The sequence below is a fragment of the Geomonas agri genome (assembly GCF_020179605.1).
Classification (GTDB): domain Bacteria; phylum Desulfobacterota; class Desulfuromonadia; order Geobacterales; family Geobacteraceae; genus Geomonas; species Geomonas agri.
Map to the genome: position 1 here is coordinate 2,257,846 of NZ_JAINZO010000001.1, position 23,569 is coordinate 2,281,414.

At 60.7% G+C, this 23,569-nt stretch carries 19 protein-coding genes; 4 read left to right on the top strand and 15 right to left on the bottom strand.

The features are described from left to right. Positions 1 to 16 precede the first annotated feature (16 nt). Positions 17 to 523, top strand: coding sequence for a MucR family transcriptional regulator (locus K7R21_RS09815; protein ID WP_224983073.1), 507 nt, complete (start codon positions 17 to 19; stop codon positions 521 to 523). Between the two features lie 193 nt (positions 524 to 716). On the opposite strand, the gene K7R21_RS09820 is transcribed toward K7R21_RS09815, so the two are convergent. Continuing rightward, entirely contained in the window at positions 717 to 1,505 is a 789-nt protein-coding gene (locus K7R21_RS09820) for a pseudouridine synthase (RefSeq protein ID WP_224983074.1), read from the bottom strand. 452 nt (positions 1,506 to 1,957) lie between these two features. Here K7R21_RS09820 and K7R21_RS09825 point away from each other — a divergent pair, with 452 nt between their 5' ends. Continuing rightward, the gene (locus K7R21_RS09825; RefSeq protein WP_224983075.1) at positions 1,958 to 3,220 is read left to right on the top strand and encodes a DUF445 domain-containing protein; all 1,263 of its coding nucleotides are present in this window, start codon (positions 1,958 to 1,960) and stop codon (positions 3,218 to 3,220) included. Between the two features lie 153 nt (positions 3,221 to 3,373). Here K7R21_RS09825 and K7R21_RS09830 read toward each other — a convergent pair whose 3' ends face one another. After that, positions 3,374 to 4,333 carry an acetyl-CoA carboxylase carboxyltransferase subunit alpha gene (locus tag K7R21_RS09830; protein WP_224983076.1) on the bottom strand — a complete coding sequence of 320 codons (960 nt, stop codon included), beginning with the start codon at positions 4,331 to 4,333 and terminating at the stop codon, positions 3,374 to 3,376. A gap of 51 nt (positions 4,334 to 4,384) precedes the next feature. After that, complete coding sequence (gene dnaE / locus K7R21_RS09835) at positions 4,385 to 7,861, bottom strand: DNA polymerase III subunit alpha (RefSeq protein ID WP_224983077.1); 3,477 nt, start codon at positions 7,859 to 7,861, stop codon at positions 4,385 to 4,387. A 248-nt stretch (positions 7,862 to 8,109) separates the two neighbouring features. Here dnaE and K7R21_RS09840 point away from each other — a divergent pair, with 248 nt between their 5' ends. Beyond that, on the top strand, positions 8,110 to 8,808 hold the full coding sequence (locus K7R21_RS09840) for a pirin family protein (protein ID WP_224983078.1): 699 nt from the start codon (positions 8,110 to 8,112) through the stop codon (positions 8,806 to 8,808). A 236-nt stretch (positions 8,809 to 9,044) separates the two neighbouring features. Here the strand turns inward: K7R21_RS09840 and hisS are convergent, their stop codons facing one another. The 3 genes from hisS to K7R21_RS09855 form a co-directional block, all read right to left on the bottom strand. Then, positions 9,045 to 10,298 carry a histidine--tRNA ligase gene (gene hisS / locus K7R21_RS09845; RefSeq protein WP_224983079.1) on the bottom strand — a complete coding sequence of 418 codons (1,254 nt, stop codon included), beginning with the start codon at positions 10,296 to 10,298 and terminating at the stop codon, positions 9,045 to 9,047. 213 nt (positions 10,299 to 10,511) lie between these two features. Then, positions 10,512 to 11,891, bottom strand: a complete 1,380-nt coding sequence (locus K7R21_RS09850) for a GGDEF domain-containing response regulator (protein ID WP_224983080.1) — start codon at positions 11,889 to 11,891, stop codon at positions 10,512 to 10,514. 75 nt (positions 11,892 to 11,966) lie between these two features. Then, on the bottom strand, positions 11,967 to 14,327 hold the full coding sequence (locus K7R21_RS09855) for a DNA internalization-related competence protein ComEC/Rec2 (RefSeq protein ID WP_224983081.1): 2,361 nt from the start codon (positions 14,325 to 14,327) through the stop codon (positions 11,967 to 11,969). A 364-nt stretch (positions 14,328 to 14,691) separates the two neighbouring features. Here K7R21_RS09855 and K7R21_RS09860 point away from each other — a divergent pair, with 364 nt between their 5' ends. Continuing rightward, entirely contained in the window at positions 14,692 to 15,147 is a 456-nt protein-coding gene (locus K7R21_RS09860; RefSeq protein WP_224983082.1) for a hypothetical protein, read from the top strand. A gap of 3 nt (positions 15,148 to 15,150) precedes the next feature. Here K7R21_RS09860 and K7R21_RS09865 read toward each other — a convergent pair whose 3' ends face one another. The 9 genes from K7R21_RS09865 to plsX all read right to left on the bottom strand — a co-directional run bounded on the left by K7R21_RS09865 (position 15,151) and on the right by plsX (position 23,545). Further along, a complete protein-coding gene (locus K7R21_RS09865) occupies positions 15,151 to 16,035 on the bottom strand; it encodes a radical SAM protein (RefSeq protein ID WP_224983083.1) in 885 nt (294 codons plus the stop codon). 117 nt (positions 16,036 to 16,152) lie between these two features. Continuing rightward, positions 16,153 to 17,400 carry a serine hydroxymethyltransferase gene (glyA, locus tag K7R21_RS09870; protein WP_224983084.1) on the bottom strand — a complete coding sequence of 416 codons (1,248 nt, stop codon included), beginning with the start codon at positions 17,398 to 17,400 and terminating at the stop codon, positions 16,153 to 16,155. Between the two features lie 129 nt (positions 17,401 to 17,529). After that, a complete protein-coding gene (gene rpiB, locus K7R21_RS09875) occupies positions 17,530 to 17,976 on the bottom strand; it encodes a ribose 5-phosphate isomerase B (RefSeq protein ID WP_224983085.1) in 447 nt (148 codons plus the stop codon). A 2-nt stretch (positions 17,977 to 17,978) separates the two neighbouring features. Next, entirely contained in the window at positions 17,979 to 19,211 is a 1,233-nt protein-coding gene (gene fabF, locus K7R21_RS09880) for a beta-ketoacyl-ACP synthase II (RefSeq protein WP_224983086.1), read from the bottom strand. Between the two features lie 84 nt (positions 19,212 to 19,295). Next, positions 19,296 to 19,529 (bottom strand): acyl carrier protein, encoded by a 234-nt coding sequence (gene acpP, locus K7R21_RS09885; protein ID WP_012531540.1) that lies wholly within the window; start codon positions 19,527 to 19,529, stop codon positions 19,296 to 19,298. Positions 19,530 to 19,666: 137 nt separating this feature from the next. Continuing rightward, positions 19,667 to 20,407, bottom strand: coding sequence for a 3-oxoacyl-[acyl-carrier-protein] reductase (fabG, locus tag K7R21_RS09890; protein WP_224983087.1), 741 nt, complete (start codon positions 20,405 to 20,407; stop codon positions 19,667 to 19,669). Then, positions 20,407 to 21,339, bottom strand: coding sequence for an ACP S-malonyltransferase (gene fabD, locus K7R21_RS09895; RefSeq protein ID WP_224983088.1), 933 nt, complete (start codon positions 21,337 to 21,339; stop codon positions 20,407 to 20,409). The genes fabG and fabD overlap by 1 nt, the downstream gene beginning before the upstream one ends. Positions 21,340 to 21,515: 176 nt before the next feature. Continuing rightward, positions 21,516 to 22,496 (bottom strand): beta-ketoacyl-ACP synthase III, encoded by a 981-nt coding sequence (locus K7R21_RS09900; protein WP_224983089.1) that lies wholly within the window; start codon positions 22,494 to 22,496, stop codon positions 21,516 to 21,518. Continuing rightward, entirely contained in the window at positions 22,493 to 23,545 is a 1,053-nt protein-coding gene (plsX, locus tag K7R21_RS09905) for a phosphate acyltransferase PlsX (protein ID WP_224983090.1), read from the bottom strand. The genes K7R21_RS09900 and plsX overlap by 4 nt, the downstream gene beginning before the upstream one ends. Between the last annotated feature and the right edge of the window lie 24 nt (positions 23,546 to 23,569).

Consider the following 23,569-nt stretch of genomic DNA (forward strand, 5'->3'; position numbering starts at 1 on the left):
AAGGAGGAGCGAAACGATGGCATCATCACTGCTCGAATTGACAGCAACCATTGTCTCTTCACATGCCTCGGTTACAGAGATGTCAGGCGATGATTTGCTTCTTGAACTGCAGAAGGTGCATGGCGCCCTGCAGAAGCTCGAAGTGGAGACCGGCGAGGGGGTGGAAAGGGGCGAAGGCAAGGGCCCTGCCGTTCCCCTGAAGAAGGCCTTCCAGCCTGACCAGATTAGCTGCATGCTCTGCGGCAAAAGTGGGATGAAAACGCTGGCACGCCACCTGGCGCAGGTTCATGGCATCAAGCCCGGCGAGTACCGCAAGCAGTTCGGTATTCCCAGCAACCAGGCCCTGACCGCAAAGAACTTCTCCGAGGCGCGCAGACGGATGGCGCAGGAAAAGGGACTGGCGGACAATCTGGCCAAGGCGCGCGCCGTACGGGCGGCGAAGTTAGCGGCCAAAGGTGGTGCTGAAAAAAAGCCCGCGAAGGTGCCGCGCGCGCCGAAGCAGAAGCAACAGATGAGCGCTTGACCCCAAATGTGATGATACCTGTCTGCTTCCAGTGGGACGGCTCCGGGTTCCCTGAACCCGCCGATGGCGATGCCGAGGGGAGTGCTCCGGCATCGGCCTGAGTCCCACCTGTGCGTGCAGTTTTTAATATATCTATGAAAAAAGCCGCCCTCGGGCGGCTTTTCTTGTTATCACTGCCGGCATAGGTCAAACCTCACCTGCGCGGTGCGACCTTTCTCCTTGCCACGACTCCGGTTTTCCTGGGTCCGCGCCCGGTGCCGCTGGGCACCGTCTTGCGCTTAAGTTTGGACACCTCTTCCGCAGTGAGGTGCCTGAACTCGCCCGGCTTCATCTCACCGATCTCCAGGAAGTCGTAGCGCGATCTCTTCAGACGCACGACGTTCAGCCCCACCGCCTCGCACATGCGCCGCACTTGCCGGTAACGGCCTTCGTGGATGGTGATCGAGATCCAGGAGTTGTTGTCGCTTTCGCTCACCGGGAGCACCTTGGCAGGTGCGGTCATGCCGTCCTCAAGCTTCACCCCTTCGGCCAGCTTCTGGATCTGAGCCGGCGACACGTGGCCGCTCACCCGCACCAGGTACCCCTTGTCGACCTCGTGACTGGGGTGCATCAGCATGTTGGCGAACGTCCCGTCGTTGGTCAGAAGCAGCAGTCCCTCGGTGTTGTAGTCCAGGCGTCCAACCGGGTAGACGCGCTCCTTGACCCCCTTCAAAAGGTCCGAAACGATGGGCCGTCCCTCTGGGTCCTTCATCGTGGTCATGTAGCCGACCGGCTTGTAAAGAAGCAAGTAGACGCGCTTCTCGGCAACTGTGATCGGCTTGTCGTCCACGGTGATGGTGTCGGTGTCCGGGTCGGCCTTGGTACCCAGTTCGGTGACCACGACGCCGTTCACGGCGACCCGCCCCGCAGCTATGATGGTTTCAGACTCACGCCTCGAGGCGATTCCTGCCTGTGAAAGTATCTTCTGCAAACGTTCCTGCATCTATTCTCCTTGCCCGGTTGTCCCGGATTCTTAACGAAGCTAGTCATAACATGCTGCTGTAGCAACCGCAAGCTTTTACCCGACTCCGGCAATCCTTACCAGGCTCCCCCTCTCCACAACCAATCAGTTATTTTAGATTTTCAATCATTCTTTAATACCCCTGGTTGGTTCCAAACCAGGCGCCCCGCACCACGACTGCTACATCCTTTGACACTGCCATGCCCCGGAACAGCAAGCCGCGCACCGGCGTGGAGCTTCTCAGCACGGGAGGGGTTACGGTGAGGTCGCACCCTCCCGAGGTATCCGACCATGTCACGGTTAGCGGACCAGCCGGAGGCATCACCTTATAGAGCAGTGTTATTCTGGTTATTGCCTTGTTTCCGGCAACCTGATAAAAAGGTGGGCCGCCGTCTATGGCAACAGACACGCAAGGAAACAAGGAGTAGCAGCAGATGGATACCAGACAAGCAGCACTTACCAAGAACAAGACCATTGCCGGCGCCCTGTTGGTCGGCGCCGCCCTGCTTTTCATAGTGGCCCGACTCAACCACGGCACCGGCGCCTGGGGCTGGGTAGCCGCCTTCGCTGAGGCCGCCATGGTGGGCGCTCTCGCCGACTGGTTCGCGGTGGTCGCCCTGTTCCGGCACCCGCTGGGGCTCCCCATCCCGCACACCGCCATCGTCGCGGAAAAGAAGGAGAGCATCGCGGACAACATGGGGCGCTTCATCCAGGAGAAGTTTCTTGCCACCGAGGTCCTGGTGGAGCGGATGCGCAAGTTCGACCCCGCCCGGCACCTGTGCAACTACCTGCTCTCCCGCGACAATGCCGAAGGACTGGCGAGAGGGATAACCCGCCTCATCTCCGAATCCATCGACTTCCTCGAGGACGAGCGGGTCAGCAAGGTGGTGAGCGCCGCGCTGGGAGATCGCATCGACCGCTTCGACGCTGCAACCTCCGCAGGCAACCTCCTGGAAAGCCTGAGGAAGGAAAACAGACACCAGGTGGTGCTGGACGAGTTATTGAAGCGCCTCGGCGGATGGCTAGCGACACCGCAGTCGCAGGAAAAGGTAGCGGTGGCGCTCGACACCTGGGTGGAGACCGAGTATCCCCTGTTGAGCAAGTTCATCCCGAATCGTCCCCAGTTTTCCCGTAACGCAGGTGAAAAAATCGTCACGAAGGTGAGCGGGTTCCTCGACGCGGTCAACGCCGACCCAAGCCACGAGCTGCGCCTGGAATTCGACCGGGTCGTGGGGGATTTTATCCTGAAACTCAAAGAGGACGAGGGGATGCGGGCCAGGGTGGCGGAACTGAAGCAGGAACTGGTCAGCAACCACCAGCTTTCCGACTACGCCAAGGGCTTGGTCAGCGACCTGAAGAGTTGGATGGTGCAGGATCTGGGTCGTGACGACTCGAGCATCCAGCGAAAGATTGCCGACGCCGCCGTGGCACTGGGCGATACCCTCTCCCGGAGCGGCGAGCTGGGAGATTCCATCAACGAGCATCTGGAAGCCGTGGTGAGAAGGTACGCCGGCGACCTGAGGAGCGGCCTGGCCAAGCACATTTCAGGGACGGTGAAGGAGTGGGAGAACGAGGAATTCATCAACGAGATCGAGCTCAGCATTGGTTCCGATCTTCAGTTCATCAGGATGAACGGCACCCTGGTCGGTGGCATGATCGGCATCCTGCTGCATGCAGCGTCCTTGGTCTTAGGGTAAGCTGCATTCGTCTGTCCACGTGCCACACATAGCGAATCAGCCACCATGTCTGATCTACGATATGCCGACTCCAACTGATTCCTGTTGTACAACGAGAAGGGGGCATGGCTTGTAAGCCATGCCCCCTTCTCATTTTTTCAAGCTTCTTCGTTTTTACTCAGCGAAGCGGCTCATTTTTCTAAACTTCTGATACCGCTGCTCGATCAGCTCTTCTGCCGGTACCGCCTTCAGTTCCTTCAGGTTCCTGGAGAGCGCCTCGTGCAGATTCTTGGCCATTGCCTCGTGGTCGCGGTGAGCGCCGCCAGCGGGTTCGGGGACGATCTCGTCGATGACGTCGAGGTCCTTGATGTCCTTGGCGGTGAGCTTCAGGGCCTCGGCGGCCTGCGCTCCCTTGGTCCCGTCGGACCACAGAATCGCTGCGCACCCTTCCGGAGAGATGACGGCGTACACGGAGTGCTGCAGCATGAGGATCCGGTCGCCGACCGCAATGGCAAGCGCACCGCCGGAGCCACCCTCGCCCGTGATGACAACGATGATAGGCACGGTGAGGCGGGACATCTCCCTCAGGTTCCTGGCAATCGCCTCAGCCTGGCCACGCTCCTCGGCGCCTATGCCGGGGAAGGCACCCGGGGTATCGACGAAGGTGATGATGGGAAGCTTGAAGCGCTCGGCCATCTCCATCAGGCGCAGCGCCTTCCGGTACCCTTCCGGGTTGGGCATGCCGAAGTTGCGGAACACCTTCTCCTTGGTGTCGCGCCCTTTCTGGTGGCCGATCACCATGACCGGCTCGCCGTCCAGCTTGGCCAGGCCGCCCACGATGGCGTGGTCGTCGCCGAAGTTGCGGTCACCGTGCAGTTCCACGAACTCGGTGAAGATGAGGCTCAGGTAGTCGAGGGTGAAAGGACGGTTGATATGGCGGGCCACTTGGGCCGTCTGCCAGCGTGAAAGGTTGGCGAACATCTCTTCGCGCATCTTCTCGGCTTTCACCTCGAGTTTGGCGACCTCGGCGGAGAGATCGACCCCCTGGGTGGAAAATGCGAGCAGTTCCTGGATCTTTTTATCCAGCTCCGCCAGCGGCTTCTCAAAATCAAGATAGCTCTGCTGCAATGCCATATATCTCTATCTCCTTGCTTTCAAATAAAAATAACCACAACCGTCCTGAGGCTACTCGAAGGACACGGCATTATAGCCGAAGAGGTTACTCACTTCCACTGTTAATTCTTCACTGGCCGCCACTTTGTATACGTCGGAAAGACGGATGGTGACGCGCGAACTGTTCTCTATGTCGAGATGCAGGAAGCTGCGACAGATCCCCTGGTAGCGCGAGATGATCTCTTTGAGTGTCTTGAGCTTGCCGGGATCGGCTTCCTTGGCGTCGATGGTGAAGTTCACCCTGCGCGTCTCGCGCTCCACCAGGTCGCGCAGGAGCACGATGTCGCTGGCCATGATCTTGGCCCCCTTCTCGCCCTGCTCGACGGTGCCGGTGACGTGCACCGGGTCGTCCCCTTTGAGGAACTCGGAGCAGCGCGCGTAGACGTCGGAGAAGACGACCACCTCCAGCGAGCCGACCAAGTCCTCCAGGGTGATAAAGCCCATCCGGTCGCCCTTCTTGGTCATGATCTCCTTGAGACTCGCCGGGACGCCGCAGATCTTCACCTCGCTTTTGTCCTTCGCCTCGTTGATGGAGAAACAGTCCACGTTGGAGAAGCGGCGCATGTCGGCCACGTAGCGGTCCAGCGGGTGGCCGGTGATGAAGAAGCCGATGGCCTCCTTCTCGCAGCCGAGCCGGTACTTCTCGTCCCACTCCGGGATATCGGGGAGCCGGCTGCCGCCGCCGTTGGACCCACGCTGTATCTCGGCCATGCCGAAGAGCGACACCTGGGCGCTCTCGCGCTCCTGTTGCACGCGCTGGCCTTGCGCGACGGCGTCATCCAAGGCGGCCATAAGCTGCGCACGCCTGGCCTTGGTGCAGTCGAAGGCGCCGCTTTTGATGAGCGCCTCGATGACCCTCTTGTTGCAGCGGCGCAGATCGACCCGCTCGCAGAAGTCAAAGATGTCCTTGAAGGGCTCATTGCCGCGCGCCTCCAAGATGGCCTCGATGGCCCCCTCTCCTACGTTCTTGACCGCACCCAGGCCGAAGCGCATGGCAGTATCCAGAACGCGGAAGGAGCGCAGCGACTCGTTGATGTCGGGCGGCAGCACCTCGATGCCCATCTCGCGGCAATCGCCGATGCTCTTGATCACCTTGTCGGTGTTGCTCATGTCCTCGGTGAGGAGGGCGGCCATGAACTCCACCGGGTAGTGGGCCTTCAGGTACGCGGTCTGGTAGGCGACCAGGGCGTAGGCCGCGGAGTGCGACTTGTTGAAACCGTACTCGGCAAACTTGGCCATGAGGTCGAAGATGGCGGCGCACTTCTTGGAATCGAGGCCCAGCTTCTCGGACCCCTCCATGAACTTCAGGCGCTCCTTGGCCATCTGCTCGGCATCTTTCTTACCCATGGCGCGGCGCAGGAGGTCCGCGCCGCCCAGCGAGTAGCCAGCCAGGGAACGGGAGATCTGCATGACCTGTTCCTGGTAGACGATGACGCCGTAGGTGTCCTTGAGGACCGGCTCGAGCTGCGGCAGGTCGTAGACGGTCTGCTTGCGGCCGTGCTTACGCTCGATGAAGTCGTCCACCATGCCCGAACCGAGCGGGCCAGGACGGTACAGGGCGCAGACCGCGATGATGTCCTCGAAGCAGGAAGGCTTCAGCTTGACCAGGAGCTCCTTCATGCCGCTGGACTCGAGCTGGAAGACGCCGGTGGTGTTGCCGGCCTGCAGCAGCTTGTAGGTCTCGGGATCGTCGTCCGTCAGCAGGGTGATGTCGAAGTTGGGATCCTTGCCGTTACGGATGTGCTTGCAGGCGTTGTCGATGACCGTGAGGTTCTTGAGGCCGAGGAAGTCGAACTTCACCAGGCCGACCTTCTCCACGTACTTCATCGAGTACTGGGTGGTCAGCGAGCCGGTCTTCTGGTCCTTGTAGACCGGGCAGAAGTCCTCCATCTGCCGGGGCGCAACCACGAGGCCGGCCGCGTGGGTCGAGATGTGGCGGGCAAGACCCTCCAGGCGCAAGGCGACCGTCATGACCTCGTTCACCTTCGGGTCGGCCGCCATCAGCTCCTTGATCTTGGGTTCCTGCTCGATGGCCTTGTCCAGCGTGATGCCCAAAACCTCCGGGACCAGTTTGGCGATCTTGTCCACGTCGGCGAAGGTGAGATCGAGGGCACGCCCCACGTCGCGAATGACGCCGCGGGCAGCCATGGTACCGAAGGCCGCGATCTGGCACACCTTCTCCCTGCCGTAGCGCTCGACCATGTACTGGATCACCTCTTCGCGGCGGTCCTGGCAGAAGTCGACGTCGATATCCGGCATGGAGATACGTTCCGGGTTGAGGAATCGCTCGAACAGCAGGTTGTACGGCATCGGGTCGATGTCGGTGATCCTGATGCAGAAAGCGACCAGCGAGCCGGCCGCCGAGCCCCTGCCAGGCCCGACCGGGATGCCGTGGTCCTTGGCCCAGTTGATGAAGTCCGCGACGATCAGGAAGTAGCCCGGGAAGCCCATGTGCCTGATGCAGTCCAGCTCGATGCGCAGGCGGTCGTGGTAGGCCTGCTCCTGCTCCGGGGTCAGGTTCGGGTACTTGATCTTGATCTTTTCGAGACGCAGCTTGAGGCCTTCGATGGACTCGCGCTCGAGTTGCTGGTCCAGGGTTTCCCCCGGCGGCGCTTCGTATGCGGGGAAGTGGTAGGTCTTGAAGTCGAACTCGTAGTGGCAGCGCTCGGCGATCTTGACTGTGTTTTCCAGCGCCTCCGGGCAGTAGTGGAAATCCCGCGCCATCTCCTCCGGGCTCTTCACGTAGAAGGCCTCGGTGGAGAAGCGCATCCGGCTCGGGTCGCTCATGGTCTTGCCGGTCTGGATGCAGAGCAGGATCTCGTGCGCCTTGGCGTCGTCCTTGTTGAGGTAGTGGCAGTCGTTGGTGGCGACCAGCGGCAGGTTCAGCTCGCGCGCAATCTCCATCACGCGCCGGTTGGCGATGGTCTGCTCCGGGAGCCCGTTCTCCTGGATCTCCAGGTAATAGCTGTCCGGGAACATCTCGGCGTACCAGATGGCGGCGGCCTTGGCCTCGTCCATCTTGTTCCTGCCGGCCAGGTAAGCGACCTCACCCTGCAGGCAGGCGGAGAGACAGATGAGACCTTCCCGGTGTTTCTCCAGCAGCTCCTTGTCGATACGGGGGCGGCGGTAGAAGCCGTCCTTGTAGCCGGCGGAAGTGAGGTAGCAGAGATTCTTGAAGCCGGTCATGTTCTCGGCCAGCAGGATGAGGTGGTAACTGGTGACCGGATCTGCGGCGGTGGGGGCCTTCTTGTCGAGACGGGAACCGGGGGCGATGTAGACCTCGCACCCGAGGATCGGCTTGACCCCCTTGTCCTGGGCCTTCAGGTAGAATTCGAGCGAGCCGAACATGTTGCCGTGGTCGGTAACCGCCACCGCGGGCATGTGGTATTCCTTGGCCTTCTTGACCAGGTCACCTATGCGGATGGCGCCGTCCAGCAGGGAGTACTGGGAGTGCAGGTGGAGATGTACGAAATTGGCAGGTGAATCCATAAATCCAAGGCCCTAACTATAACCAAACGACTGAATTGAAAAGACAAAAGGAGCCGTGACTCAGCGGGCTCCAGTTGCTGATGATGAATAAAAATAAGGGAAGTTTTAGCACTAGGCGGCTGCCGATGTAAAGGCCAAAGTAAGACATCCTGTTGACAAAGCGGAGACATATAATTTAATATCAAATCATAAGAGGTCAAACGAATCAGCTTTTGCAAGGATTCGTGAAACTTAGGCAGGAGGATGCCATGATCACCATCAGAAGAGCGAACGACAGGGGCCATGCCGACCACGGCTGGCTCAACACCTACCACACCTTTTCCTTTGCCGATTACTACGATCCGCGTCACATGGGGTTCAGGAACCTGCGCGTCATCAACGAGGACCGCGTGAAGCCGGGCGTCGGTTTCCCCACTCATCCGCACCGGGACATGGAAATCATCTCTTACGTGCTGGAAGGGGCATTGGCGCACCGCGACAGCATGGGGACCGGCTCAGTCATTCGTCCCGGGGACGTACAACGCATGAGCGCCGGCACCGGTATAACCCACAGCGAGTTCAACCAGAGCAAGGACGAACCGCTGCACTTTTTCCAGATCTGGATACTGCCGGAGCGGACCGGGATCACGCCGAGCTACGAGCAGAAATACTTCTCGGACGATGACAAACGGGGCAACCTCCGGCTGATCGCCTCACCGGACGGGCGCGACGGGTCCGTCACCATCCACCAGGACGCAAGACTGTACGCCACGATCCTGGATCCAGGCGCGGAGATCGAGCATCGCCTCCCAGCGGGACAGCACTCCTGGGTACAGGTTGCGCGCGGCAAGGTGCTCGTCAATGGTCATCTTTTGGAGGCAGGTGACGGAGCGGCAATCAGTGGCGAAGATCTGCTGCGACTGACCGGGAAGGAAGCAAGCGAGCTGCTGCTTTTCGAACTGCCGTAAGTGGCACACGCGACACATAAAAAGGGGACAGGCCACTTTATTCTGAAAAGTAGCCTGTCCCCTTTTCTTTTCTTGTTTTTATACGAAAGACGTATGCATTGCTCCTCCCCCAGGTCGGGAGGGGGGAAATGCGTCCAAGTACAGGTTCCCCCTCCCTAACCCTCCCCCTCCCCCTCCAGGTGAGGGGACTACTAGACCAGGGAAATAGGGGACGGGCTCTGTGGCCCTAGGAGTTGCTAGGCCCCGCCGGTCATGGCAGCTTGGATGCTGACCGCATCGAGGGTGACCTCAACCTGGCTGCCGCCGTCCATGTTCTTCAAGGGCGCGGTGCCACGGGCCAACTCGTCGCCACCAATGATCAGGGTGAAGCGGGAGTTGAACTTGTCGGCGCGACGCATCTGGCTCTTCAGGCTCTTGCCTTCATAGTCGATTTCCACGGCAAAGCCCAGACGCTGCAGGGCACTCATCAGGCGGAAGGCTTCCGGATGCGCCTCATCGCCGAGAGCGGCAATGAAAAGATCCGGACGGCGGGAGAAGTCCTTCTCAGCCAGAAGCAGCGCAACGCGCTCGACGCCCATGGCGAAACCGATGCCGGGAATCTGCGGACCGCCGATCGACGAGATGAGTCCATCGTAACGGCCGCCGGCGGCGACGGCGCTCTGCGCGCCCAGCATGGTGGTCACCATCTCGAAGGTGGTCCGGGTGTAGTAGTCAAGCCCGCGCACCATGCGCTGATTGATGCTGTAAGGGGTGCCGACCAGTTCCAGATGCTTCCTGGTCTTGTCAAAGTGGTCGCTGCACTCGTCGCAGAGGTGATCGAGCATGGAGGGCGCACCCTGGGTCGCTTCCTGGCAGCCGGTCGACTTGCAGTCCAGCGCGCGCAGCGGGTTGGTGTCGTAACGGCGCTTGCAGTCGTCACAGAGCTTGTCGATGCGGTCCAGCAGGAACTTCTTGAGAGCCTCGCGGTAAGCGGGACGGCAGCAGGGGCAGCCCAGCGAGTTGATCTGCAGAGACGGTTCGGTGAGCCCCAGTTCCTGGAAGAAATGGGTCAGCATGGTGAGCACCTGGGCATCGACCGTAGGGGCCGCAACTCCGGTGATCTCAGCGCCGATCTGGTGGAACTGGCGGTAACGCCCCTTCTGCGGGCGCTCGTAGCGGAACATCGGCCCCATGTAGTACAGGCGCGCCACCGGGTCCAGGGCGTGCATCTTGTGCTCGACGTAGGCACGCATCACTGACGCGGTTCCCTCAGGGCGCATGGTGACCTTGTTGCCCCCCTTGTCTTCGAAGGAGTACATCTCCTTTTCCACGATGTCGGTAGCGTCGCCGATGGAGCGGCAGAAGAGCTCGGTTTTTTCCAGGATCGGGATCCTGATCTCCGAAAGCCCGTAAAGTTCGAAAACCCGGCGCGCCGTGGCCTCGATGTGCTGCCACTTCTCGACCTCGCCTGGGAGGATATCGTTGAAACCTTTAATGCCGGTGATTGCCACGGTTAATCCCTCTCCTCACTCACGAAATAAAACCAAAAAGCTGGATCTCTAACGCAAAGACGCCAAGCGCTAAGAAAATCTAAAGCGGGTAGAGCAAAACCTGCAGGTTCTGGACGTGCTCTTTGCGCCTCCGCGCCTTTGCGTTTAAAAACAAAAAAACCGGCGTAGACTACTGTCCGGTCCGCTGCAACATGCTGTGATCCCTTGCCAGCGTCAGGGCGGAGTCATCAGCCTGTCGGCATGAAACGCCCTGTTCTTGCCGGCGCTCTTGCCGCGGTACATGGCCTGATCCGCCATTTCCAGCAGTTCCGCCTTGGTGGTGGCGTCATCGGGGGCGCAGGCGTAGCCAAGGCTCACGGTGAGCTTGATGGCGAGACCATCGGCCTTGGCGAAAGTATGCGCCTCGATGGTCCTCCGGATACGCTCGGCGACTATGGCCGCCCCGTCCATCCCGGTTTCCACCAGGACTATGGTGTACTCGTCACCGCCGTAACGGATCACCGCATCGACGTCGCGCACGCTTTTTCTCACCAGGGAGCCTACCTCGCGCAGCACGCGACTGCCGATCAGGTGTCCGAAGTTGTCGTTCACCGACTTGAACAGGTCGATGTCGAGGAAAAGGATGCCCAGGTTGGAACCGTATCGCTCGCAGCGCTTAAGTTCCCGCTCCAGCACCACGTCCAGGTAGCGGTAGTTGTACAGGCCGGTTAGCTCGTCTATGTAAAGGAGATCTTTGGCGATGTTGTAACGGGCGGCGTTGTCCAGGGCCAGCGACCCCTGGTCGAGCAGGAAGGAGATGTGTTTGCGGTTTATGTCCCTGGGCAGCAGCACACCGGGGTCGTTAAACAGGATGATCACTCCCTGCAGCTCGGATCTCTGCCGCAGGTAAAGGCACATGGCCTCCGCTACTTCGCTACCGTATTCGGCGTCCTCGGGGAGGAAGTGCCTCAGGAGCATCAAGTTGGCGCTGCCGTCATCGCGCAGGTCGCACTCGCTGATTACGGCCTGGCCCAGCAGGTGCGCGTTCAACTCCTCGATTCCCTTCAACTCGCGCAGCGTGAGCTGCCCGTTGTCCATGAAGTAACCGAGTGCCCGGGTCACGCCGACTTCCTTTACGAGGGCATCGGTGAGCATCGAGTAGATGCGCTCGAGCTCCAGGCAGTTGGCGATGTTCTGGCTCACCTGGAACAGGTTGACCAATCCCTTCAGCTCCAGGTTCTCGTCGAGGAGCCTGCGCTGCTCCATGCAATGGGCAACGATGTGACGGAACTCGTCCGGGTTGATTGGCTTGATGAGATAGTCCGTGGCGCCATTTTTGAGGGCGTAAATGGCGGTCTCCACGTTTGCGTGTCCGGTGACCATGATCACCGCGGTGGCAGGATCAAGCCTCTTCACCTCCGAAAGGAGGTCGAGACCTGACACGTCGCGCATCACCAAGTCAGTGACGACGAGGTGGTACCCTCCCCTACCGATCATTTCCAGCGCATCCTCTCCGGAAGCGGCCACTTCGACGCTATAGCCATCTCCCTTGAGCAGGTCGGTGTAAACCTCTCGGAAAAAGCTGTCGTCTTCGACTAAAAGAATCCTTTCCATGCAAAGAATCTCCTGGATGGCCGGATATTACAGGGGGCAATGCCAGCATAAACTAGCAGATAGGACTCTTAAGTGTCAATTAAAATGCCCCCAAAGAGCCGATAATATTACCTCACCATCCGCATTGCAGACGGCCTCGATGGTGCCTTCGAGGTCGGTCCGGTAGGTCCTGACGCCGTGGCGCTGCAGTCTGACCAGCGTGTCGGCGGCGGGGAGATGGAAGGCGTTGCGGTACCCTGCGGAAATGACCGCGGCCGCCGGGTGCACCGCTGCTACGAAAGAGTCGCAGGAAGAATACCTGCTGCCGTGATGGGCGACCTTCAAGAGGTTGCACCGTTGCACGGCTCCCCGGTCAAGAAGTTCCCGCTCCTCCGGTGTGCCGATGTCACCGGTAAATAAAACCGAGCTCCTACCGTAGACAAGTCTGAATACCAAAGAAGATGCATTTGCATCCGCCTGCGACTCCCCCTCGCCGCCCGGCCATAAAAACTCAAGCAGAACGCCCCCCACCAGCAAAGGAGCCAGCCCCGCACCGACCTCCTGCACCGGAACCTCCCGTGAGGCCAGAATCCATTTCAATTGCTGCGACTCCGAGGCATCGATGGTTTGCCTGTCAACGAGGAACCGCCCCACGTCGAAGTTTGCGGCGAGGTACTGCACCCCCTGCAGATGATCAGGATGCCCGTGCGACAACACCAGGTAATCGATGCGTCGCACCGATAGGGCCCGCAGGGCAGGGAGCAACAAGCGAGACCCTACTTTGGTATCGGCGTCGGTGGCGTTGCCGCCGCCGTCGACCAGCATCCATTTCCCGTCAGGCAGGCGCACCAGCGTGGCATCCCCCTGCCCCACGCTCAGGAAGTACAGCCGTAGGGTTCCATCGGTAGCTTGGGCACCCGGCACGGCCCGCACCACGAGAGCGGCAACTAGCGCGATGACAGTCGGGTAACGCCACCCTCTCGACGTGAAAAAAGTGATGGCGCAAAGCACCAGACATGCCAGCAAGAGGTCCAGGCGGTCCGGGACGTAACCGGTAAAGACCGGGACCCGGGACAGCAACTCCACCACCCGATCCGACCAGCGCACCAGCGTCGCGGCGATGTGCAGCAGCACTGCGGCAGGCGCTTCCCAAAGAGAACCCAGGACGAGGGAGCTGAAGCCGAGGACAACGGCGCCGTAGCCCATCAGCGGCACCACCAGAAGGTTGGCGATCAGCCCCACCAGCGAAATCCGCTGGAAGTAGTAGGCGACATGAACGGAGGTGGCGAGAATAGCCGCCGCGGAAGCAATGAAAAGTAGCAGCATCCAGCGCAACGCTCTCCGAACCCTCTCGGGTGATGCCGGGAACGTCGGCGTCAGCACAGAGAGTCCCCAAATGGCAAAAAACGAGAGCTGGAACGAGACGTCGAATGCCAGTTGCGGTGCGGCGAACAGGATGGCGCAGGCAGCGAGCATGATGGTGTGAACAGGATCAATTTCCCTTTTCATTTGCAGCGCAGTCACGACGACGCAAATCATCAGCACGCTGCGTAGGGTGGCGGGCGCCTGACCGGACAGGAACAGGTAAAAGATCACCATGGGCAAAGAGGCCAGCATGACCAGCGGTCTCAACTTGAGGTGCAGGGCAAGCCACTCGGAGCGCCGCAACAGGTAATAGAGCAACTGGCACAGGGAAAGGAACACGATACCGACGTGGAAGCCGGAGATGGAAAGGATGTGGTTTACCCCGCTGCGAGCGAACGCCTCCTGCAACTGCTCCGGCACATCGCTCCGATCCCCAAGGAGCAGCGCCTTCAACACGCCCCCCTCAGCCCCGGGCTCAATTTTGGTGATGAAGGTTGCCAGCCTTTCCGCCAAGAGGTCGATGTTGTGCAGCCCCCCCTCCCCCGCACGTAGAAGCACCAGGTCATCGGTGGTCAGCACGAAGCCGGTCACGTGCACCTGCTGGTAGGCCAGCCTGCGCACCCAGTCGGATTCGCCGGGCAGCCCCAGGTTGCGCGGCACCCTGATCCGTGATGCGAATTTTATCCTGTCGCCTATGTGCAACGCGGGGCGCCCCTCTTTCACGTAAACCAGTAGCCGCCCCGATACCCTCTGCTCGCGACCGTCCGCTTGCACCCGTTCAACCTGCACATATACCCTGCTCCCCCCTGTGGAGCCGGGTTCCGGCCGGGCGTCCACGACCCCTTCGATAATTAACGGTCGGTCCGAGGCGAAACGCTCCAGACCGGGCAGCGACCTCAGGAACGGCTGCAGCGACAGTTGCCCCCATACGAAAAAGAGCAGGGCCAAAGCTATCAAGAAAGGGGATCGCGAGCGGAGGAAGGACGCGGCCAGAGTCACGCTAAGCAACGCAGGCAGGGACCAGGTCGGGGGGAAGGTATCAAACAGGTGCGTGGTGGCCAGACCCGTGATCAACGCGGCCAGCGGCACCATTAGAGGTCTCTCCAGGGATCACCTCCCTGCTTCCTGGCTGTGAGCGCCATCACCAAACGATTAAAAACAACACACGTTATAGCAGATGGCAAGGGTTGCACAATGGCACCTGTGCATTCCCCTCCTGCTGTTCAGAGTTGGCAACGCGCTTAACCATCTGAATTAAAAGATTATTTTTAAAGGCATCGGAGCCCTTGTGCAGGTTTCGCACAGATGAGCGATTTCCAAACACGTGAAAAAGAGGCGCAGCAACGACAAATTACAACAAAAATTCAGCGTGTTAGAACCCAGAGACCCGTGGAGCCACTTTTGGTACGCCAGTTGAAGAAGCAGGAGAAAACGGCATTACTACCGGGAGGACATCATGGCATATAGAGATCGCAGCACCAATGAAAGGTCTGGCTCTTTCGGTTATACCATCATGGAAGTACGCCTGAGGAAGAAGGGAGCGCCGGAAGGAACCCCGGACGACCTGCGCTTCATGACCGTGGACAGTCACTGGGACACGCTGCGCTTCGTCCAGGACAACATGGACCAGTGCGTGGGGAACGTGGTGCGGCTCAAGCGGAGCGAACCGGTGGGTCATACCGTGAATGAGAGCGCCAAACTGTTCCAGAAGAACCTGGAGCCACTAGTTTCGACCTTGGCAGCAACCCAGGGGCAGGGCGTCATGGACAAGCTCTCGGCCTCGCTGAAGAAGGCACTGCTGCTGATGGTGATGGAGCGTTACCAAAGCGACCGCGAGAAGGCCTGCCGCGTGCTTGGCATCTCCCGGGAGAAGCTGGAGAGCGAACTGAGGCTGTGCGGCGTGGCGAGATAGCGCCTAGTAGTATTCCTCGTGATACGAAGGGATCTCCGCATACCAGCGGGGGTCCCTTTTTGCATCCACAAGGGCGGCGTCCACGGTATCGATGAGACGCTGCCGGTCCTTGGGGTAGCTCCCAGCCAGACTGAGAAAATTGGAGACGTGGTTGGAGCGGAGGATGGTGCCCTGCGGCGCCAGCCGCTCCAGCATGGCGCGGGTCTCCAGCAGAATCTCCCCGTGGCTCAGCGGCTCGATCAGCTTCAGGAAATCGTCGTTGTGGCGCTGGAACATGGTGAGCAGGGAGAAGTATTCCGGCGAGAGTGCCGTGATCCAATCCGCGGTGGCGGCGGCGTGCTCGGCGCTGCGCTTTCTTCCCGCCAGTCCGAGAATCGCGGTGATGGAGAGTTTCATGCCGGCGGCCTTGGCCTTGAGGCACTGCTCGAGCATCTGGTCCGGCCCGAAACCCTTGTCGATTAGGTGCAGGGTTTCCGCATCGCCGCTTTCCAGCCCGTAGTAGAGGATTCGCAGTTTCCTGGCCCGCAGGGAGGCGAGATCCTGCTCGCTCTTTAGGTTGAGGCTGTTGGGCGAGGCATAGGCACCCACCCGGGTCAGCGCCGGGAACACCTCGTTCAGTTCATCAAGTATCCGCTCCAGCCCCTCCTGCGGATAGATCAAGGCATCGCCATCAGCGAGAAAGACGCGCCGGACACCGGGACGGTAGCGCGGCGGGATGGACCTGATCTCAGTGAAGATATCGTCCAGCGATCGAACCCGGAACTGCTTCATCTTGTACATGCCGCAGAATTTGCACCGGTTCTGGGAGCAGCCGATGGTGATCTGGAAGATGAGGCTCGCCGCCTCGGACGGCGGGCGAAAGAGCGGCTCGTGGTAGCTGAAGAACATGTGATGAATCCCCCAATTAGATACCAAGGAATTACACGAACTCCAACAAAACCGCAATTAACAAAAAAGGGGACGATAAAATCGTCCCCTTTTCTTTACTGCAGGAGCGGCCGCTTCTTACTTGAGGCGGTCGGCGTACATCGGGAAGCGCTTCATCAGCGCGTTCACCTGGGTCTTAACGGCAGCGAGTTTGGCCTCGTCATTGACGTTGCCCAGGACCTCGGCGATGAAGCCTGCCACCTGCTCCATCTCGGCCTCTTTCAGGCCGTGGCTGGTGGCCGCCGGGGTGCCGATGCGGATACCGGAGGTGATGAACGGCGAGCGGGTGTCGAAGGGGATACCGTTCTTGTTCACGGTGATGCCAGCGCGGTCGAGCGCTTCCTCGGCAACCTTGCCGGTCAGTTCGGTCTGGGAGAGGTCGACCAGCATCAGGTGGTTATCGGTGCCGCCGGAGGTGAGTTTGAAGCCACGGCTGGTGAGGCCGGCGGCGAGCGCCTGGGCGTTCTTCACGATCTGCTGCTGGTACTGCTTGAACTCGGGGCTGAGCGCCTCTTTGAAGGCAACTGCCTTGGCCGCGATGACGTGCATCAGCGGGCCGCCCTGGATGCCCGGGAAAATGTTGGAGTTCAGGGTCTTGGCCCAGTCCTCGCGGCACATGATCATGCCGCCGCGCGGTCCGCGCAGGGTCTTGTGGGTGGTGGTGGTCACGAACTCGGCGTAGGGGACCGGGCTCGGGTGCAGGCCGGCGGCAACGAGGCCGGCGATGTGGGCCATGTCCACCATGACTACCGCGCCCACCTTGTCGGCGATGCGACGGAAGGCTTCGAAGTCGATGATGCGCGGGTACGCGGAGGCGCCCACCACGATCATCTTCGGCTTGTGCTCGACGGCGAGACGCTCGCACTCCTCGTAGTCGATGGTCTGGGTCTCCTTGGAGACGCCGTAGGGAACGATGTTGAAGAGCTTGCCGGAGAAGTTGACCGGGGAGCCGTGGGTCAGGTGACCGCCGTGGGCGAGGTTCATGCCCAGCACGGTGTCGCCCGGCTTCAGCACGGAGAAGTAGACCGCCATGTTGGCCTGGGAACCGGAGTGCGGCTGGACGTTGACATGGTCGGCGCCGAACAGTTCCTTGGCGCGCTCAATGGCCAGGTTCTCGACCTTGTCCACCTCGTGGCAGCCACCGTAGTAACGCTTGCCGGGATACCCTTCAGCGTACTTGTTGGTAAGGACCGATCCCTGCGCCTCGAGTACCGCCGGGGAAACGAAGTTCTCCGATGCGATCAGTTCGAGGTTGAACTCCTGGCGCTCAGTCTCGTGCCTGATGACTTCCGCCACTGCCGGGTCGAATGTTTCCAGTACTGACATGTCTGACTCTCCTAGTGAAAAAGTGCTGTTGAAATGAGAAAACGGGACTCTGGGAGTCCCGTTCTGTGCTTTAGAATCGTTTGCCTTACCAGTGCCGCTTAGCTGATCCGCTCGCTTTTGGGTGATGCATCATCCCTTGAGCTCGCGCTCCACTTCAGCGATCTTGTCCAGCCGCTTCTGGTGCCTGCCCCCGGCGAACTCGGTGTCGAGCCAGGCTGCCACCATCTCGCGCGCCTTCGCGGTCTCCAGCACGCGGCCGCCCAACACCAGGATGTTGGCGTTGTTGTGCTCCTTGGCCATGGTCGCCATGAAGACGTCGGTGGCGAGAGCCGCGCGGATGCCGGGGAACTTGTTGGCCACGATGGACATGCCGATGCCGGTGCCGCAGACCAGGATCCCCTTCTCGGCGCTCCCCTCGGAGACACGGCGCGAAACCGCGATCCCGAAATCGGGGTAGTCGACGGAATCGCCGTTGTGGGTACCGAGATCTTCGCAGGGAAGGCCGCGCTCCTCGAGCAGTTTCTTGATCTCGTTCTTCAGCTCGAGGCCACCGTGATCGCTACCAAGGACTATCATGCCTAGACCCTCTTGAAGAGCAGCGACGCGTTGGTGCCGCCGAAGCCGAACGAGTTACTCATGGCGTACTCGAGCTTCGCCTCGCGCGCCGTGTTGGGCACGTAGTCGAGATCGCACTCGGGGTCCGGATCGGTGTAGTTGATAGTCGGAGGCACCACCGAGTTCTGCATCGCCATCAGCGAGAAGACAGCCTCAACGCCGCCAGCAGCGCCAAGCAGGTGGCCGGTCATCGACTTGGTCGAGGAAACCATCAGCTTGTAGGCGTGATCGCCGAAGACGGTCTTGATCGCGGTGGTCTCGCCGACGTCACCGAACGGAGTCGAGGTGCCGTGGGCGTTGATGTAGTCGACCTGCTCCGGGTTGATGCCCGCGGTGCGCAGTGCCATCTTCATGCAGCGTGCCGCACCCTCGCCACCCGGGGCGGGAGAGGTCAGGTGGTAGGCGTCGCCGGACAGACCGTAGCCCACGACTTCACCGTAGATCTTGGCGCCGCGCGCCTTGGCAGCCTCGTACTCCTCGAGCACCACGATGCCGGCACCCTCGGAGAGAACGAAGCCATCCCTGCCCATGTCGAACGGACGGGAAGCCGCGGCGGGGTTCTCGTTATTGGTGGAAAGCGCCTTCATGACGGAGAAGCCGCCGATACCAAGCGGGGTCACGGTGGATTCGGTGCCGCCCGCGATCATGGCGTCGGCATCGCCGCGCTGGATCATGTGGTAGGCGTCCCCGATGGAGTGCGTGCCGGTTGCGCAGGCGGAGACGGAGGAGACGTTGGGGCCTTTAGCGCCGTACTTGATGGAGATGTGCCCCGGAGCCAGGTTGATGATCAGCATCGGGATGAAGAACGGGGAGACCTTCTTGTACCCCCCCTCCAGTAGCGCGGAGTGGTAACGCTCAATGGCGGGCAAGCCACCCAGGCCGGCACCCACGAGGACGCCAACGCGCTCGGCGTTCTCCTCGGTGATCTGCAGACCGGAGTCTTCCATGGCGAAATGTGCCGCGGCCAGCGCGTACTGGATGAAGAGATCCATCTTCTTGATCTCTTTCTTGTCGATGAAATCCTCGGCAACGAAGTCCTTAACCTCGCCAGCGATCTTCACCGGCAGGTCGGAGGCATCGAAACGGGTGATGGGCGCGATGCCGGACGTGCCGGACACCAATGCGTCCCAGTTCTTGCCGTTACCGGTCCCCAGCGGGGAGACCACGCCTACCCCCGTGACAACAACTCTTCTCATACTCTGAACTCTCCTTAGGTACTGTTGACTCATGGCCGCCCGAAGGCGGCATGAAAAAGGGGAAGCATAACTCCCCCCTCTCTACTAGGTGTGATCAGTGATGTAGTCGATTGCGTCCTGTACCGACTGGATCTTCTCGGCGTCCTCGTCGGAGATCTCGATTTCGAACTCTTCCTCAAGGGCCATAACCAGTTCCACGGTATCCAGGGAGTCGGCGCCCAGGTCGTCCATGAAGGAGGACTCGTTGGTCACCTGAGCCTCGTCAACACCAAGCTGCTCAGCGACTATCTCTTTAATGCGTTTCTCGATCGAAGCCATTCAATTACCTCCATTTGATTGTAACGTTAGACGTTTTTAGATTTGTTGTGCCCAAGACTGCTATTTCATAGCATGAATCGCACAATTTGCAAAAGGTATTTTTGGCGCTGAAAGTAAAAACAACGCCGTTACCTGACTCACATGTACATGCCGCCGTTAACCGAGAGAACATGGCCGGTGATGTATGCCGCGGCGTCCGAAACGAGGAACAGGACCGCCCCCGCTATGTCATCCGCGCTGCCCAGGCGGCCCATGGGAATCTGCTCCTGGAGCGCTTCCCTGGTCTTCTCGGAGAGTTCCGAGGTCATGTCGGTTTCAATGAAACCCGGGGTAACCGCGTTGACGGTGACGTTTCTCCTGGCGAGTTCCTTTGCCACCGACTTGGTGAGGCCGATCATGCCGGCCTTGGAGGCGCAGTAGTTGGCCTGGCCCGGGTTGCCCATCTCGCCTACGACGGAGGAGACGTTGACGATCCTGCCGAAGCGCGCCTTGGACATGAGCTTTGCGGCCTCGCGGGTGCAGTTGAAGCAACCTTTCAGGTTCACGTCGAGAACCGCGTCCCAGTCCTCTTCCTTCATCCTGAGGAGCAGGCCGTCCTTGGTGATGCCGGCGTTGTTGACCAGGATATCGACCTTACCGAAGGCCTCCACCGACTGTTTGAAGAGGCTCTCCACCTCGGCGACTACCGAGACGTCGACCTTCACCGCGAGGGCCTTGCCACCCGCGGCGACGATCTCGTCGGCGGTCTTGGCGGCGCCCTGCTCGCTGGTGGCAGTCACCACCACGGCAGCGCCCTGTGCGGCGAGTTTGAGGGCGATGGCCCGGCCGATACCGCGGGAGGCACCGGTGACGACTGCTACCTGTCCGTTCAGGCTCATTACGCCACCTCCGTGATTGCTTTTACGCCTGCCGCGTCCTGCACGTTGACGCAGGCCGCTTCCTTGTCGATCCTCTTTACCAGGCCGGCCAGCACCTTCCCCGGGCCGATCTCGATGAAGTTGGTGACGCCGGCGGCGACGATGTTCTGGATGATCTGCTCCCACAGGACCGGTGCGCAAACCTGCTCCACGAGGAGCGGCTTGACGCGGGCCGCGTCGGAGTTTGGTTTCGCCTCGACATTAGTCACCACCGGGGCGGTCAGCGCGTTCACCTGCACCGCCTCGAGGGTCTGGGCCAGTCTCTCTGCGGCCGGCTTCATCAGCGCACAATGGAAGGGGGCGGAGACCGGAAGGAGCATTGCCTTCCTGAAGCCCTTGGCCTTGGCGATCTCGATGGCGCGGTTCACAGCGCCGGCGTGACCGGCGACAACGATCTGGCCCGGGGAATTGAAGTTGGCCGGGGAGACCACTTCACCCTGCGCAGCCTCAGCGCAGATTTCCCTGAGCACGTCGGCCTCGGCGCCGAGGATGGCGGCCATCGCCCCTACCCCAACCGGTACCGCGTCCTGCATGTAGCTGCCGCGGGCACGCACGGTCCTGAGCGCATCGGCAAAGTTAAGAGCGCCTGCGGCGACCAGTGCCGAGTACTCGCCCAGCGAGTGGCCGGCAACGAAGGACGGCACCAGCGGGGACTCTTCTTTAAGCACCCTGAATGCCGCGACACTGGCGGCCAAGATGGCCGGCTGGGTGTTCGCGGTGAGTTTCAGGTCCTCCTCAGGCCCTTCGAAGCAGAGCTTGGAAAGGGAGAAGCCGAGCGCGTCGTCGGCCTCCTCGAAGGCGACCTTGGCGGTCTTGAAGTTATCCGCCAGATCCTTCCCCATCCCGGCGTGCTGGGAACCCTGCCCCGGGAAGATGAATGCATAGGATTGCATAGGTAACCTCTTTTCTTTTGCTGTTGGGCGTGATCTTTCGCCAGATACGTCCGTCCATCCCCTCTCCCTCAGGGAGAGGGTCAGGGTGAGGGCGTCCGCAGCTGCAACTACTCAGTCCAGGGCAACTCCCTCACCCGCCCTTCGGGCACCCTCTCCCGGCGGGAGAGGGGGACTTTTTACCAGCGCACCAGTGCGGAGCCCCAGGTGAGGCCACCGCCGAAGGCGTCGAGCAGCAGCAGGTCGCCTTCCTTGAGACGGCCGGCGCGCACCGCCTCGTCCAGCGCGATCGGGATCGACGCCGCCGAGGTGTTGCCGTAGCGGTCCAGGTTGACGAAGACGCGCTCGCCGGTGATGCCGAGACGCTTGCCGACGGAGTCGACGATCCTCTGGTTGGCCTGGTGCGGTATGAACAGGTTGACGTCGTCGGGGGTGAGCCCGTTGGCCTCAAGTGCCTCCATGGCCACTTCACCCATGGAACGGACAGCCAGCTTGAAGACCTCGTTGCCCTGCATGGTCAGGAAGACCAGACCGTCGTCCACGTTCTGGTGGGTCGCAGGGTTGCGGCTACCGGCACCCTTCTGGTACAGGATCTCCCAGTAGTTGCCGTCGCTGTGCATGTGGGTGGAGAGGATGCCGTTGTCGCCTTCCTGCGCCTCGAGCACTACCGCGCCGGCACCGTCGCCAAAGAGCAGGCAGGTGTTGCGGTCGTTCCAGTCGACGATGCGGGACAGCACCTCGGCGCCGATCACCAGGGCCTTCTTAACCTGACCGGAGAGAATGAACTTCTGTGCGGTGGAGAGGGCGTAGATGAAACCGGAGCAGGCGGCGGAGAGGTCGAAGCAGAAAGCGTTGGTAGCCTTGAGTGCCTGCTGCACGATGCAGGCAGTGGCGGGGAACGGGAAATCCGGAGTGAGCGTGCCCACCACGATCAGGTCGATTTCCTCCGCCTTCACCCCGGCGGCAGCCAGCGCCCGTTCTGCGGCGGCGATTGCGAAAGTCGAGGTGTATTCCCCCTCGGCGGCTATACGGCGTTCCCGGATACCGGTCCTGGTGACGATCCACTCGTCGGTGGTGTCCACCATCTTCTCCAGGTCGAAATTGGTCAGCACTTTCTCCGGTACGGCGGAACCGGTACCGGTGATTCTCGGTCTAATCATGAAGCAACCCTTTCTGTGGCGTCCGGGTTTTGGCCGGTGCGCTCGCGAGTCTCACCGGGGAAGCTCTCGTTGAGCTTTTCAGCCATACGGCCATTGACCCCTTTGAGTGCGTATTCATGGGCAAAGCGGATCGCGTTCTTGATTGCCTTGGTATTCGAACCGCCGTGGCAGATCATCCCCACGCCGTTGATCCCAAGCAGAGGCGCACCGCCGTACTCGGCGTAGTCTACGGTCTTCTTGAAATTGTTGAAAGCCTTGCGGCTTAAGAGGTAGCCGATCTGGCACAGGAAGCTGCGCTTGATCTCAGCTTTGAGCATCTTGCCCACGGCATCGGCCAGGCCCTCGGAAAGTTTCAGCGCGACATTGCCCACGAAGCCGTCACAAACAACGACGTCGACCGAGCCGTTAAAGATATCGCGGCCTTCCACGTAACCAATGTAGTTGATGGGCTTGTCGCGCAGGAGGGCGCTGGTTTCCCGGGTGAGTTCGTTCCCTTTGCTGTCCTCCTCGCCATTGGAGAGCAGGCCAACCTTGGGCTTGTCCACCCCCATGACGAACTTGGCGTACACTTCGCCCATAACGGCGAACTGGACCAGGTGGATGGGCTTGCAGTCGACGTTGCCGCCGACATCGAGAACGAGGGTCTTACCGGTAACGGTGGGAAAGAGTTGGGCGATTGCGGCGCGGTCGATTCCCTTCATCCTTTTCAGAACGAACATGCCGGCCGCCATGGTGGCACCCGAGTTGCCGGCGCTTACCACCGCGACGGCCTCGCCACCCTTGACCAGTTCGAAGGCGACGCGGATGGAGGAGTCCTTCTTCTTGCGCACCGCGTCGGAGGCGGAGTCGTGCATGCCCACGACTTCGGAGGCATGCCAGAGTTCGATGTCCAGCCCCTTGCAGTCGTGGCGGGCCAATTCGGCCTGCACCTTTTCTACGTCGCCGACCAGAGTCACCGGGATGCCGAATTCTCTGGCGGCAGCTACCGCACCTTCTACTTCAACATGAGGGGCGTTGTCGCCCCCCATTACATCGACAGCAACTCTCATATTTCCCCTAGGGAGCGGATTCCG